Genomic DNA, 13,538 nt, shown 5'->3' with positions numbered 1-13,538 from the left:
TGCACTTTTTCTGTCTGTATTTGTTACTATTAGCTTTTATTCCTGTTGTTAAAAAAGCCTCATGAAAGCAAAATCAGCTCGCTCTAAATTACACCCGCGCAATCAACATAAAAATGGTTACGATTTTAATTTGCTTACCTCGCAAACCCCTTCGTTAACTGCTTTTTTAATTACGACGCCAGCAGGCAATCAAAGTATTGATTTTAGTAATAACTTAGCTGTAAAAACCTTGAATCAGGCGCTATTAAAAAGTCATTACAATATTAACTTTTGGGACATTCCTGAGCACAACTTATGTCCACCTATTCCAGGTAGAGTAGATTATATTCATTACTTAGCTGACTTACTCAGCGAAGATAATCAGCAGGTTATTCCCACTGGCCGACAAATTAAAGTGCTTGATATAGGCACTGGCGCTAACTTAGTTTACCCACTAACAGGCAGTAGCGAGTACCAGTGGCATTTTACCGGTAGCGACATCGATTTAGCAGCAATAAAAATAGCCAAACAACTCGCTCAGTTTAACGATTTAAAAATAACGCTTAAACAACAAAAAAATCCCGAGCATATTTTTAAAGGGGTGGTTAATGCGAAAGATTTGTATCATTTAACGATGTGTAACCCGCCATTTCACGCCAGTGCAGAAGAAGCCAATAAAGGCAGTGAACGTAAATGGAAAAACTTAGGCAAAGCGCCTTCGCAAGCACTTAATTTTGGCGGACAAAGTAATGAGCTGTGGTGTGAAGGCGGCGAACTGGCCTTTATTTCTAACATGATCAAAGAAAGCGCTCAGTACAGTGAGCAAGTGATCTGGTTCACCTCGTTGGTTTCTAAAAAAGAGACCCTTGCTGCTTTACAAACACAGCTAAAACAGCTTCCTATTTGCGACTATAAAATCGTTGAAATGGCACAGGGGCAAAAAGTCAGTCGCTTTATTGCGTGGAGTTATTTTGATAAAACGACCCGTGAACAAATTTGTGAAGAATTCATATAACAACCATAAGGACCACTCATGATAGATTTTCGCTCAGACACAGTGACCAAGCCTTGCAATAAAATGCGAGATATTATGTATCATGCCCCGGTTGGCGATGATGTATACGGTGATGATGAAAGCGTTAACCAATTAGAAGCCTATGCTAGATTGCGCCTTAATGTGGCCGATGCATTATTTTGTAGCTCAGGTACACAAGCAAACCTACTTGCATTAATGGCGCATTGTGAGCGAGGTGATGAGTATATTTGCGGGCAAAGTGCTCATAACTACAAGTTTGAAGGCGGTGGCGCTGCCGTTTTAGGCTCTATTCAACCACAACCTATTGAAAATGAAGCCGATGGTAGCTTGTGTTTTACTAAAATTGCTGCTGCAATCAAACCCGATGATAGCCACTTTGCGAAGACACGATTACTGAGCCTTGAAAACACCATAGGTGGCAAAGTACTGGGTATTGATTATTTAATTAAAGCACGTGAATTTGTTGATCAACATAACTTAGCACTGCATTTAGATGGCGCGCGAGCATTTAATGCCGCAGCCGAGCTTAACCTTGATATTAAAGAAATCACCAAACATTTTGATTCAGTCTCTATTTGTTTATCAAAAGGGTTAGGTGCACCTGTTGGTTCATTATTGCTTGGTTCAACAGCATTGATAGCCAAAGCAAGACGCTGGCGAAAAGTGCTTGGCGGCGGTATGCGCCAAGCCGGTATATTAGCTGCTGCGGGGCAATATGCGTTAGAAAATAACACTCAACGTTTAGTCGATGATCACGCTAATGCGCGTTATTTAGCACAGCAGTTAAGTGAAATTTCAGGCTTTGAAGTAAATATGAGTAATACCACAAATATGGTTTACGCTACGTTTGATAACAGCATAAACATCACAAAGCTAGCAGCCGATTTAAAAGCACAAGGCATTCTTATTAGCCCAAGTAAGCAACTTAGGCTAGTAACCCATTTAGGTATTACCCAAGCGGATATAGATACCTTTATTAAAGCCTTAACGGCCCATATTTAACGCGGCTTTATAATGTTTGCGGCACACCGACTCATAACGGTCGTTGCCGCCAATTTCTACTTGGTTACCATCGGCAATAGCCTCACCATTTTCATCGGTACGTAATACGTGATTTGCTTTACGCCCACAATGACACACCGTTTTAAGCTCAATTAGCTTATCAGCCCAAGCAAGTAAATACTGTGACCCTATAAACAGCTCCCCTCTAAAGTCGTTGCGCAATCCGTAACACAATACGGGTATTCCTAACTCATCAACCACATCAGTTAACTGCATAACTTGGTCTTTTGATAAAAACTGACATTCATCTACCAGCACACAATGGCGTTTTTTATCTGCATTAAGAGCTTGAATAAGCGCAAAAACATCTATATCTGCATCATAAATATGCGCATCTGCTTGCAAGCCAATACGTGAGGATACTTTACCTACTCCGGCTCTATCATCGATAGCCGCCGTGAGGATCACCGGCTCCATACCACGTTCTTTATAATTGAATGCAGATTGTAGTAAGGTGGTTGATTTACCTGCATTCATTGCAGAGTAGTAAAAGTATAATTGCGCCATTGTCGTGCCTTCAAATAAAAAGTGCGCTTATGCTACCTTAAAGTGCTCAGAATACAAATTTGGATACGTTATTTAGCTATTTATTTTGCTTCATGCTCTAGTAACCATTGCTTGCGCTCTAAACCACCTGCATAACCAGTTAGTTTTTTATTTGCACCAATAATACGATGACACGGCACAATAATACTGATTGGGTTTTTACCATTTGCAGCCCCTACCGCTCTCACAGCTTTAGGGTTGTTTAACTGCTCGGCAATATCTTTATAAGTCGCCACTTTTCCAAAGGGTACGCTACACAATGCCTGCCATACGCTTTGCTGAAATGGCGTGCCGCCAGTATCAAGCTCTAAATCAAACTCAGTACGCGTATGAGCAAAGTACTCATTAAGCTGCGCCACACAAGATAAAACATGTGAATTAGTCACCTTATTTAAAGGCGTACTGATATAACTGGCCGGTGGATAAAACCCCACATAACTAATACCGTTTTCAGTTGCCTGAATAATAATATCGTCAATCGGGCTGGGTAAACTGGTTTGCACTATCATAATTGCTGCCAAAGTTGAAAAGTTAAGTAAGATCGAAATGGTGCACAGTTCGCAGATTCAAAAGAGCGTGCTGCCGCTTGGGCTTTTTTAACCCCTAAATCACCATCGAGTAAAATATCGGGCTGGCTTTGGCCGCGTAACTTTGCATAATTAACCGTCCATGGGCCAATCCCTTTTAAACTAAGCCATTGATCTAAGTCATCACAATCGGGATTCACGGCACAAAATTCAGCGAGGTTATGCAGGGCATTTTTACGCGCCTGTGGCATTTTAAAGAATGCAAAATCACTGTGTGCTAACACTTCAGGCTCAGGAAAATAGACCTGCTGGTGTTGCTTTTCACCAAGCTGTGTTACTAAATTAGTCACTAGGTTGTGCGCCGCCGCTACACTGACTTGTTGCCCAAGTACAGCCCTAACTCCCGCCTCAAAACTTGACCAAATACCCGGTAACCTTAAGCCTTTAGTAAGTGGAAATGCATTATTAATGTGTTCGCTTAAATGCGCCTCAATTAAATAAGTATCTGCATCTAAATCAAGTACACGACGAATGTTGTTAATAACTGGCTGTAAATATTGCGTATTATCTATATCAATTTGCACCCGAAAATGATGTTTATCTGCAACAAACTCAGCATCAAAGTGCCCTCTACACGATTTATAAGTAAAAGTACGCCCATAACTGGTTGGCGTTAACCACTCTATTGGCTGAATTAATCGTTTTTCTAAAAAACCATGCAATGCCTGCCAGTTATACGGCGGACGAAAAGGCAAAATTAAGGTGAGCCCAATATCAGCTGGGTGCTTGGCGGTTCTGAGTGCTGAGGGCGCAATATTAAGTTGTTTTAAAAAAGCATCATTAAAACGCCGAACACTTTTAAAGCCTGAGGCAAACGCTATCTCGGTAAGCGGTAAGCTAGTTTCTTGAATTAATTTTTTTGCAAAATGACATTGGTTAAACAATCGATATTGCGTGATAGAAATGCCAAAATATTGAGAAAATAATCGCCTTAAATAACGGCTGCTTATTCCTAAACGCGTGGCTAGCTTTTCGCAGTCGTGCTGATTATCCTGATCAATTAATTGCTTGGCTCGTAGAGCCGTTGTTTTTGTTCCCTGCCAAGCCGCACTTCCTGGTGCACTATCTGGCCGACAACGAATACAAGGCCTGAAACCAGCTTGCGCGGCAGAGTGCGCAAACTGATAGTAGACTACATTTTTTTCGTGAGCTGTGGGCGCAGGGCAAATTGGCCTGCAATAAATACCGGTACTTTTAACGGCTACATAAAAAAGCCCATCGAAACGCGCATCACGACTTTGACGTGCTTTTTGCCAGTGCTGATCACCCATAAAATGCTCTTGTAAATTAGGTAGCGCTTAGCTTAGCAAAAACTAAGCGTATTACTGGCCATATTCGGCACTAATCTTTATTTGCAAAATCAATTAATGCCTGACCCGTTAAACGATATATAATCCATTCATTTTGTGGCTCAGCGCCCATGCTATTATAAAAATCAATCGCGGGTTTATTCCAATCAAGTACCACCCATTCAAAGCGACCACAGTCTTTATTGATTGCTCTGTTTGCCAGTTCTTTCATAATGGCTTTACCAGCCCCGTTTCCGCGGCTATCTGGGCTCACGTATAAATCTTCTAGGTAGAGGCCATTTTTACCTAACCAAGTCGAGTAGTTGTAAAAATATACTGCAAAGCCTATTGGCTCATCATCTTGTAAACATATTAAACTGTGCGCCGTTGCGCCTTCACAAAACAGGGTGTTTAAAATGGCTTGCTCATCGGTTTTAACTGCATCAGGTTCTTTTTCGTAAATAGCAAGCTCATTGATAAAGTGTAGAATTGTTTTTGCATCACTTGGCTTTGCATCGCGAATTTCTATTGCTGTGTTCATTGTTATTGACCCTTAAAAAACTACTTTTATGCCTGGTAAGCATCTAATTTAATATAAAAAGTGCTTAACTAATTATGATAATTTAAGCCATTAATACATTTATTTATACCCTAGCATATCGTTTTATATTCAATAAGTAACGTTCATGAGCTTATTTCAATTTATTCATTAGGGCATTAAAAAAACAAATTAAAACAACGCTTTTATATATGGCAAAAAGTTGTCATTATGGGTAAAAAGTAAAGCAATAAGGGAGTTTAACTAAAATGGGCCATGGTCACTCACACAGTCACGTTGATGATAACCAAAGTGATAAACAGCTCACTCTTGCCGTATTTATAAATGTTTTACTGACTGCAGTGCAAGTTGTTGGCGGCGTATTTTCTGGCAGCCTTTCATTAATTGCCGATGCATTACATAACCTAAGTGATGCGGCCTCTATTTTTATTGCCCTCGTTGCTCGAAAAATTGGCAATAAACAGGCTGATACAACCCATCATTTTGGCTACAAACGCGCAGAAATACTAGCAACCCTTTTTAATAGCACTACGTTAATAGTCATCGGTGGTTATTTAATTTTTGAGGCCATAAGTAGTTATTTAAACCCTCAACCTATCAATGGCTGGATCATTGTGTGGGTTGCTGCAGTAGCGCTATTCATTGATTTAGTCACTGCATTATTAACCTTTAAAGCCGGCGCTAAAAACAACATGAATATAAAGGCGGCGTTTATTCATAATGTGTCTGATGCCATGGCCTCTATTGTGGTTATTATTGCCGGTACTTTAATTATTTTATACCAGTGGTATGTAGTTGATTTAATAGCGACGATATTGATATCACTGTATGTTATTTATCACGGCGTATTATTACTTAAAGCCAGCTGCAGCATTTTAATGCAGGCAGCCCCCATTGGTTTTGACCAGCAACTTATCAGTAAAAAGTTACTGCAACAGTTTGCCATTACTCAAATAAAATCAATAAAAGCATGGCAACTCGACGATAACACCACACACTGTGAAATTGTGATGCAAACAGATACCCCTATTGAGCTTAACGCCATTAAACATTATTTACATGATGAATTTGCAATTGAGCACTGTGTAATCGAGTGTTACTAATCACTGTTTTCAATAACCAAAATGATTACATTAAAGCTCTAAGTAGGTTTACTTATATATTAGATAGACTTCTCAGCGGTTTTTATTTAAACCGCTACAAAAATACGATAGATAAGTATTATCACAAATTAATTAAAGAGTACTGATAGTTGCTGCTGCAAGGGGCAGCATTAAGTTTTCAGCTTTATCTGCTTTTTTCACGGATATTTGTGTAAACAATAAATGTCCACTTCCCTGCTCCTTAGCCTTTCTTACTTCATTAATTACAGAGCCGTGAGCTGGGTGCAAAGACATCCCCCCGCTACAATAGCAATAATTAGATTACGAGAGTGGCTACAAAATAAATTGAGTGAAAAAACTCAGTTGTGTAAATATTTCAGTTTTACTGTATTCATCCCATAATTCGAAGTAATAAAGCGTAAAAGAACAACCTCAACACTTAAAATAGCTGCAATACTTTACTTAATAACCTTAGTAAGTATGCCTTTTTATGTTATAAAAAATGTAACTTGCTGATCTAAAATACAAATAACAACTTGTCCATTTGTCAGCAAGCAATGCAAACTTAAACGAGAATCAAACTCAATATTAACCATATGATTTATAAGTAAATTACTTGCAATTCTGTGCCTATATACTAGACTAGCCACAATTAGAATTTTTAGGATAAGCGCTATGAAAGGTAATCAAAAAGTAATCGACGCCTTCAATACATTGTTAGCTAACGAATTAGCTGCTATTGACCAGTATTTTATTCATTCTCGTATGTACGACGATTGGGGCTTAAACAAACTTTATGAGCGTCTTAACCATGAAATGGAAGAAGAAAAAGATCACGCTGATTGGCTAATTAAGCGTATTCTTTTTTTAGAAGGTGTACCAAACATGACCAAACGTCGTGATCTGTTAATTGGTGACGATGTAAAAAGCATGATGCAAAACGACTTAACTTTAGAACTTGAAGTGGTTGAGTGTGTTAAAGAAGTTATTGCTATCTGTGAACAACAGCAAGATTATCAATCACGTGAAATTCTAGAAAAACTATTATTTGATACCGAAGAAGATCACGTCTACTGGTTAGAGCAACAATTGGGTCTGATTGACAAAATTGGCACTCAAAATTACCACCAAGCTCAAATGGGCGAATAAGGACTTACATTATGAAAGGCGATAAAGACGTTATTGCAGCGCTAAATAAAGTACTTGCTAATGAGCTTGTGGGTATTAACCAATACTTTTTACATGCACGTATGTTTAAAGATTTTGGTTTTAGTAAACTGGACAAAGCTGATTACAAAGTATCGATACAAAAAATGAAAAATGCTGATCGTTTAATTGAGCGTATTTTATTTTTAGAAGGCTTACCAAACCTTCAAGATTTAGGACGTTTACGTATAGGCGAAAACAGCGAAGAAATGATTGCCGCTAACATGAGCTTTGAGCTTGATACCGTAGACGAGCTGCGTACTGCCATTAAACTAGCTGAAAGCAAAAAAGATTACATTAGCCGTGAAGCGCTCGATAACATTTTAAATGAGCAAGAAGAACAAATTGATTGGCTCGAAACACAGCAACTGCTGATCAAAAACACTGGGCTTGAAAACTACTTACAATCACAACTGTAAGTTAAAGTTATAAATATAAAAAAAGCAGCTAAGGCTGCTTTTTTTATGTTTAATTTTTAAATGTTAAACCAATTCGTTTAGATAGGGACTATTATATAGACTACTATTAGGCCACTTGATCGGTTATATCTGCTATTTGAATCAGTTTACGATTGAGGATCTTTTTAGTACAGCCACAACACTTACCGCATTGGCTGCCTACTTTAAGCTCTTTAGTTAGCTCGCGCATGGTAGTAGCACCATCGTCGATGGTTTGCTCAATTTTTTTATCGGTCACACCGTGACAAAGACAAATATACATGAATACAAACAACTCTCAATTTCATTTAGTGGGTTTATATTAATCTAAACGAAAATAGTTATCAATTGGTTTTTTATAAAATTTGATTTTTTTGCATTTTTTGGCCAGCGCCACTTAAATTGAGAATTCGCGGCAGCTTGAGAATTGTTTGAATTTCATTCGAAGTATGGCACTTAAATTGAGATTTATTAACGAAAGTCCCACCTTGAATTTAAGTAGGTTTAGATTTAGGTAATTAGTAGAATGGTTAAAATGAATTTCATTAAGCCTGAAGAAACCTTAATGTATAAATATAGAATTAGTGCGTGGGTTATTTCCGGTTTGTGCCAATTGCGGACAGTCATAACCTTAGTCACTTGTTAAGTGCATATTGTACCAATGCTTACAGTTAAATATTATACCCACAAGCATTAAGCTCTTTATTTACTTCTATTTTCCAAGCACCTGCTTGGTCTAATGCCACATAAACTACACCACTAATATCGTTTGGTGTTTCGATTTCACCTTTAACTAAAGCACAAACATTTTGGCGACCTAGTTTAGCCATTAAGTAGCCATGCTCAAAAACAACGTTTTGCCTCGCTCTATTCTTTGGATGAACTTTAGTTTCGTGAATGCCACGCCCATGATCACATGCAGTGTAAAGAACAAACGCAAAACCAACTTCATTTGAGTAATGCTCAATTTTCTCAATGATAGTCATACCGCTACTTGCTTGTTCATGAAGAATAATGACTTCTATGCCAAGGCTTTCAATGTAACGAGACAGCTCTTGCTTTGATTCATTGTCACGTCCGTGAACAATGAATACCTTTTTCTTGGATTGAATGTTTGTAGGAGTAGTAAAAGTGTTATGAGTTACAGGAAACTCCTCTGTTTTTTCCATTTCTACGGTATGACCAAACTCTAAAAGATTTAGAGCAGGTGAAAACTCTTCTGCTAGGAATTTACGCCTATCGGCGTAAGTACCAAATTTAGGCTGTATAAAACCCCAAAATGATCCTAAGTTTCTATGAACCTTTAACCATGATGGCAGTAAACCTTGTAATGAAGTATTACTTAATAACTCGTGACGAAGTTTTTCAAACTCAGAATCAGAAGCATCTTTTCCTGTAGCGTGAGCAGTTAATAAACTAGCTAAATAACTGACCTTTTCAAAATCCGTTTGTAAAAATTCAATACTCATAGTTCTCTCAGGTTACGTCAGAATTGATAGTGCATTTAACGCCCAAATAAAAGAGGCTAAAAATAGTTGGTTAAAATAAGCGACGAAGGAGCAAAAAACAACTGTTTTTAGTCCTGCTTAATTTGCTTGTTAAACCTCGCCTACTCGAAGGATATTACGAAAGTCATTTTCAACCTCGCTTCGTGCCTTGCCCATTTCTCTGTTGACCTTATCAAAAAGGCTCTGCAGTTCATCAGTAACACCGGCGGCAAGACTTTGATTTGAATTTATAACGACCCTTGCCTGATCTAATGTTTGCGCGGCTGCTACATAAAAGCTACTTATATTTTTTGCTATATCCTTAGAAAAATATATTTTATTCTTTTCAAAGTGCTCTATAAAAGCATCAAACCTAGGCAAGGCTAATTCATATGCCTCACTTTTTGATGGTTTTTCTCTGCCAAAGTAATCTGGACGGATGGTATCAAAAATGGCTTCATGCATAGCGACTAATAATTTGTAGTTTTCGTCTATGATAGTAGCTCTTTTTTCGATTAAGTTAGCATGCCCTAAATGTGCTGCATGCCTTTCAATTTGTAATTCGTGTTCTAATGATTGAGCTATTCGTGCATGTTCAGCTTTCAGTTCTGCGATACGAACATCAACAGCGGCTTTCTCACGTAAGTGAATTCTATCTTGCCATACTTTACCTAACCAGCCTGCTAAACCAGCAATTAAAACTGATGCTCCACCTAGTTGTGTAAGTGTAAGTTCAAAAACTTTATCCATGTATATAACTACTCCAATAAATGAAAGAGGTTTAATAATTTAATAGTGCGCTCATCGCGCATATTTCTGCTGACACCACGCTCACTTATCTACTTTATATAGTTTTAACAAATAACCTAAGGTATTACTATCACTAAGTATTCTAAATTTTTTAGGTAAAGTTAAGCGAATCAATATACGCGCAGCGCTCATTTTCATGAATATATGCGCAAAGAGCAGTTTAACGAATCAATTAACGACGATATTTAGCCAATCTCAATGACCGGTTCTCGCTCAAATAAGACTCCGAAAGGTTACTCATATAGCTATCTAGGTTAACGCTATAAAAAAAGAAGTATATTTCCGATAACTACCTTTGAAGTCCTAGAGACGGGTTTGCTTCCGAAATATAGCAATATAGGCTTACAAAACGGAAGTTTACTTCCGTTTTGTGCTTTAAGATTATAAACAGGTATCTAGTGAAAGCTGGGAAGTCCAAACTCGTTTCTGCCCCAAAACGAGTTAACGTAAATACTCTATAGGTCAGCTTTGAGCGAAAAGCAGACAAACAAGTTAATCATCTTAAGGACGGCAATTCCGACAAAGCAGACATACGAACGAAGAATTATATTACTGTATTTTGCTGCTAAAACCCTTCAACATCAACTTCCTCTATCCGTCGGCCACGTGCGCAGGCTGTGTAAAAACTATTTTCAGCCCATTATTTGAACAAAAATAGATGTAAATATGTGTCTTACATTAAAATCTGACCAAGTTTCATAACTAAGGAAACTTACATTTTACGTAGCATTGCGTTATTAATTGGGTTGTTGAAGTTTTTACACAACCTGAGCCAATTGCAGACGTTCGTGGTCATAGCGATTCAGGAGCAATAAGCCTAAGTTTTAGCAAATTAGGATGATGTCTCTGCAACTGATGTAAGGCACTTTTTAGTTGGTAGAGCACCTTACCGTAAGTCGTTATTGCCAACCTTTTTTCCGATATCCCAGAGCGGGTAATATAACGGCACAGCCTGACGCAAGTCCTTGCTCTGCCATAGGTGCATTGGTTTGCGAGATAAAGACCTTTCGTCATTGCCGTCCCCATTCCTTTCCACCCATTTCTACCAACCGAGACGCGGCTCGTCGAAAGGAAAAGGCGAGATCATTGGCGGCCGATAATTGTGCCAGTGACACGCCACTTCGACCCGTCGCCGACCACTCAAATTGTTCACCCTCTTTGGTGCGAATCATGGTCGTCGCAAAGGAACTCGAGTTTCCCCCCTTCTCACTGACAAACAACTCTTCATTTCCATCACTGCTTTCAACTTGCGCTTCAAACTCGACAAATAATTCATCGAGCGGAACTTTTGCCGCTAGCACCAAGCGGGTGCGAGATTCATAACACACGTCAATGAGGGTCACGAATCGTCGCGCTTCGTCGAGGTGATTGGCGTCTAATTGCGGCACCCGGTCCATGATGAGGACCTGAAATCGGTCGCAGAGGAAAATATAATCGGCCGCGCCGAGTGGTTGGTAGCATAACTCGGAAAAGTCAAACCAGGCGCACCGGTCATTCAATCGGGCGACCTGGACGGTGCGACCGAAGGGTATGTGAATGGCCTCGGCCTCAGTTCCGGATGCAGTGCCACCAAATATTTCTTCCAACTGCGCCTGCATGTTGTTGTTACTATTATTATCGCCATGAACATCCTTGTTTGACCAAAAATAGGATTGACCATCAGCTCGAGTTTCGAGTCGATAATCCTTGGTGGAACCCTCCATGGAAATAATGTCGAACGTGTGTTTTAACATGTCTATGAATGGCAAAAAAAGGGATCGGTTAATGCCTCCCTTATACAAGGCATCGGGGGAGCGATTCGAGGTGGCCACTACCACGACATTCCAATCCAATAATAATAGAAATAGTCTTTTCAAAATCATGGCATCGGCAACGTCTGTCACTTGAAATTCATCGAAACAGAGGAGTTGGGCTTCTTGTGCCAATTGTTGCGCAATGATGGGAATCGCATCACCTCTGGGGTGCTTCTGTTTGTAAACAAAGATTCGATGATGGACGTCTAGCATGAATTCATGAAAGTGGACGCGGCGTTTGGTAATCTTTGCGTGTTTGTGGCTGTCATTATTACAGCAAGAATCATCATCAGGAACAATAACCGACGCGTAAAAGAGATCCATTAGAAAGCTCTTGCCGACCCCGACCGGTCCATGAATGTACATGCCTCGCGGTGGTGGACCAAAAGTCCACAAATGGAACTTCTTTCGAAGAAAGGACTGGGCGGATGCCAGGGATCGCGCCAGCAACAGTGGACTGCTGCTTGTATAGCTGCTCTCTGTCGAATCGTCGGTGCGCACGGGTACTGGTGGGAGCGAGGCAAGAGACTCGTGCAGGGCATCGAATTTTGCCGCCAGAGCGACTTGCGCGTCATCTCGTCGCACCTCCCCCGCGTCCACCTTGAGTTCATAAGCCGCTGTCACGGGGCCTGTCGAGAAGCACGGCCGAGCGACGCGATGTTGTGCTATTTTCGTCTTCATCATCGTCTTCATCATCATCGTCTTCATCATGGAGCTGATGAGTTTATCAACATGATGGTATGGTACACTAGATTTCTGTATGGGTATCAAATGGATTTGTATTAGAGACTCAAGTTTCGGAGTTCAACTTGAAGCCCAATACAGCATAACTAACTGAATAATATAAATAAAATTAGCCTTATTATGGTAAAATTTTTGTTATCTAGATAAAACACGAAACCACTCAAGGGCTATAAAATGAACCCAGACACAACCCCATCTATTTTTAACGACAGATTTGCTCACACGCGCCGATATTTAAGTCGACAACCTGTTTAGTACAATGTGGTAACGCCTAGGCTTCAGAGTATAGGTAAAATAAAACGTCATTTTTCCTAAAATTAAAATACATGATGCCTCATGTTTTCCATATTGACATCTATTTTATATTCTTAAGGGAGTGAAAGTCGGCTATTTTTCGTATATTAATCAAATGTTTCCACGTAATTAAGAATTCAAGACAAGCGGCTCCTAAAGTTGTGCAAACCAGTTTTGAATATTACTTTTATTTAAACAGGCTTATCTGAGGCCAAGTTTGATTAATCGTATGATGATTCTTCGCTCAATATAGTCTGATAGTTCGAATTTTTTAGCGTCAGCTTTAGGTCGATTTAAGCCTTTTCTAGACTAGAACCTGATGTCGGCTTTTGGCACAAAGCACGCATTCGTCATAACTCATTTTTGTCCAAAAACGAGTTTACCTGACCGTCTGCTTCTCGCTCTAAGCGCAGTTCAATCACACATAATTTGCTTGGCGTTTTGCAAAAAATGACAAGATTACCTACCTCCCTATCTGCAGTAACAATAATAAAGATTGATTGGATTATGCGAGTAAAAGCTTTTTGAAATGAGACTTGAGTTATTAACTTAAAGCGCAAGAATTATAAACCCTGAATAATTTTCATATAAAAATTCAGTAAAATT

General features: G+C 39.3%; 15 protein-coding genes. 5 read left to right on the top strand and 10 right to left on the bottom strand.

Annotated elements, in window-relative coordinates; translation table 11 throughout:
- Nucleotides 1-61 precede the first annotated feature (61 nt).
- On the top strand, nt 62-994 hold the full coding sequence (gene rlmF, locus A9479_RS14835) for a 23S rRNA (adenine(1618)-N(6))-methyltransferase RlmF (protein ID WP_064663840.1): 933 nt from the start codon (nt 62-64) through the stop codon (nt 992-994).
- 18 nt (nt 995-1,012) lie between these two features.
- Nucleotides 1,013-2,017 (top strand): low-specificity L-threonine aldolase, encoded by a 1,005-nt coding sequence (gene ltaE / locus A9479_RS14830; protein ID WP_064663839.1) that lies wholly within the window; start codon nt 1,013-1,015, stop codon nt 2,015-2,017.
- On the opposite strand, the gene A9479_RS14825 is transcribed toward ltaE, so the two are convergent.
- The 4 genes from A9479_RS14825 to A9479_RS14810 form a co-directional block, all read right to left on the bottom strand.
- Nucleotides 2,000-2,584 carry a thymidine kinase gene (locus A9479_RS14825; RefSeq protein WP_016899171.1) on the bottom strand — a complete coding sequence of 195 codons (585 nt, stop codon included), beginning with the start codon at nt 2,582-2,584 and terminating at the stop codon, nt 2,000-2,002. The two genes, ltaE and A9479_RS14825, sit on opposite strands and share 18 nt — an antisense overlap.
- Nucleotides 2,585-2,664: 80 nt before the next feature.
- Nucleotides 2,665-3,132 carry a methylated-DNA--[protein]-cysteine S-methyltransferase gene (locus tag A9479_RS14820; RefSeq protein ID WP_064663838.1) on the bottom strand — a complete coding sequence of 156 codons (468 nt, stop codon included), beginning with the start codon at nt 3,130-3,132 and terminating at the stop codon, nt 2,665-2,667.
- Entirely contained in the window at nt 3,129-4,481 is a 1,353-nt protein-coding gene (locus tag A9479_RS14815; RefSeq protein ID WP_064663837.1) for a DNA-3-methyladenine glycosylase 2 family protein, read from the bottom strand. Before A9479_RS14815 ends, A9479_RS14820 begins: the two co-directional genes overlap by 4 nt.
- A gap of 70 nt (nt 4,482-4,551) precedes the next feature.
- Complete coding sequence (locus A9479_RS14810) at nt 4,552-5,040, bottom strand: GNAT family N-acetyltransferase (RefSeq protein WP_016899173.1); 489 nt, start codon at nt 5,038-5,040, stop codon at nt 4,552-4,554.
- Nucleotides 5,041-5,306: 266 nt separating this feature from the next.
- Between A9479_RS14810 and A9479_RS14805 the strand changes: the two genes are divergently transcribed.
- Nucleotides 5,307-6,161, top strand: a complete 855-nt coding sequence (locus A9479_RS14805) for a cation diffusion facilitator family transporter (RefSeq protein WP_064663836.1) — start codon at nt 5,307-5,309, stop codon at nt 6,159-6,161.
- 132 nt (nt 6,162-6,293) lie between these two features.
- On the opposite strand, the gene A9479_RS19985 is transcribed toward A9479_RS14805, so the two are convergent.
- Nucleotides 6,294-6,455, bottom strand: coding sequence for a hypothetical protein (locus tag A9479_RS19985; RefSeq protein ID WP_013463108.1), 162 nt, complete (start codon nt 6,453-6,455; stop codon nt 6,294-6,296).
- Between the two features lie 381 nt (nt 6,456-6,836).
- Between A9479_RS19985 and bfr (A9479_RS14800) the strand changes: the two genes are divergently transcribed.
- Together bfr (A9479_RS14800) and bfr (A9479_RS14795) are read left to right on the top strand one after the other, a co-directional pair.
- A complete protein-coding gene (bfr, locus tag A9479_RS14800) occupies nt 6,837-7,310 on the top strand; it encodes a bacterioferritin (protein ID WP_013463107.1) in 474 nt (157 codons plus the stop codon).
- Between the two features lie 11 nt (nt 7,311-7,321).
- On the top strand, nt 7,322-7,786 hold the full coding sequence (gene bfr / locus A9479_RS14795) for a bacterioferritin (RefSeq protein WP_036955020.1): 465 nt from the start codon (nt 7,322-7,324) through the stop codon (nt 7,784-7,786).
- A 106-nt stretch (nt 7,787-7,892) separates the two neighbouring features.
- Here the strand turns inward: bfr (A9479_RS14795) and A9479_RS14790 are convergent, their stop codons facing one another.
- The 5 genes from A9479_RS14790 to zapE all read right to left on the bottom strand — a co-directional run bounded on the left by A9479_RS14790 (nt 7,893) and on the right by zapE (nt 12,605).
- Complete coding sequence (locus tag A9479_RS14790; RefSeq protein ID WP_011329912.1) at nt 7,893-8,087, bottom strand: (2Fe-2S)-binding protein; 195 nt, start codon at nt 8,085-8,087, stop codon at nt 7,893-7,895.
- A 388-nt stretch (nt 8,088-8,475) separates the two neighbouring features.
- On the bottom strand, nt 8,476-9,273 hold the full coding sequence (locus A9479_RS14785; protein ID WP_064663835.1) for a TIR domain-containing protein: 798 nt from the start codon (nt 9,271-9,273) through the stop codon (nt 8,476-8,478).
- A 129-nt stretch (nt 9,274-9,402) separates the two neighbouring features.
- Complete coding sequence (locus A9479_RS14780) at nt 9,403-10,041, bottom strand: hypothetical protein (RefSeq protein WP_064663834.1); 639 nt, start codon at nt 10,039-10,041, stop codon at nt 9,403-9,405.
- Between the two features lie 852 nt (nt 10,042-10,893).
- Nucleotides 10,894-11,115: a transposase gene (locus tag A9479_RS19755; protein WP_160173138.1), complete on the bottom strand. Its 222-nt coding sequence runs from the start codon at nt 11,113-11,115 to the stop codon at nt 10,894-10,896.
- Complete coding sequence (zapE, locus tag A9479_RS14775) at nt 11,112-12,605, bottom strand: cell division protein ZapE (RefSeq protein WP_231621023.1); 1,494 nt, start codon at nt 12,603-12,605, stop codon at nt 11,112-11,114. The genes A9479_RS19755 and zapE overlap by 4 nt, the downstream gene beginning before the upstream one ends.
- Nucleotides 12,606-13,538: the final 933 nt, after the last annotated feature.

Origin of the sequence: Pseudoalteromonas sp. MQS005, assembly GCF_001661605.1 — a bacterium.
Classification (GTDB): domain Bacteria; phylum Pseudomonadota; class Gammaproteobacteria; order Enterobacterales; family Alteromonadaceae; genus Pseudoalteromonas; species Pseudoalteromonas tetraodonis.
The sequence above is the reverse complement of the archived record's forward strand: the minus strand, read 5'-3'. Positions and strand labels throughout refer to the sequence as shown.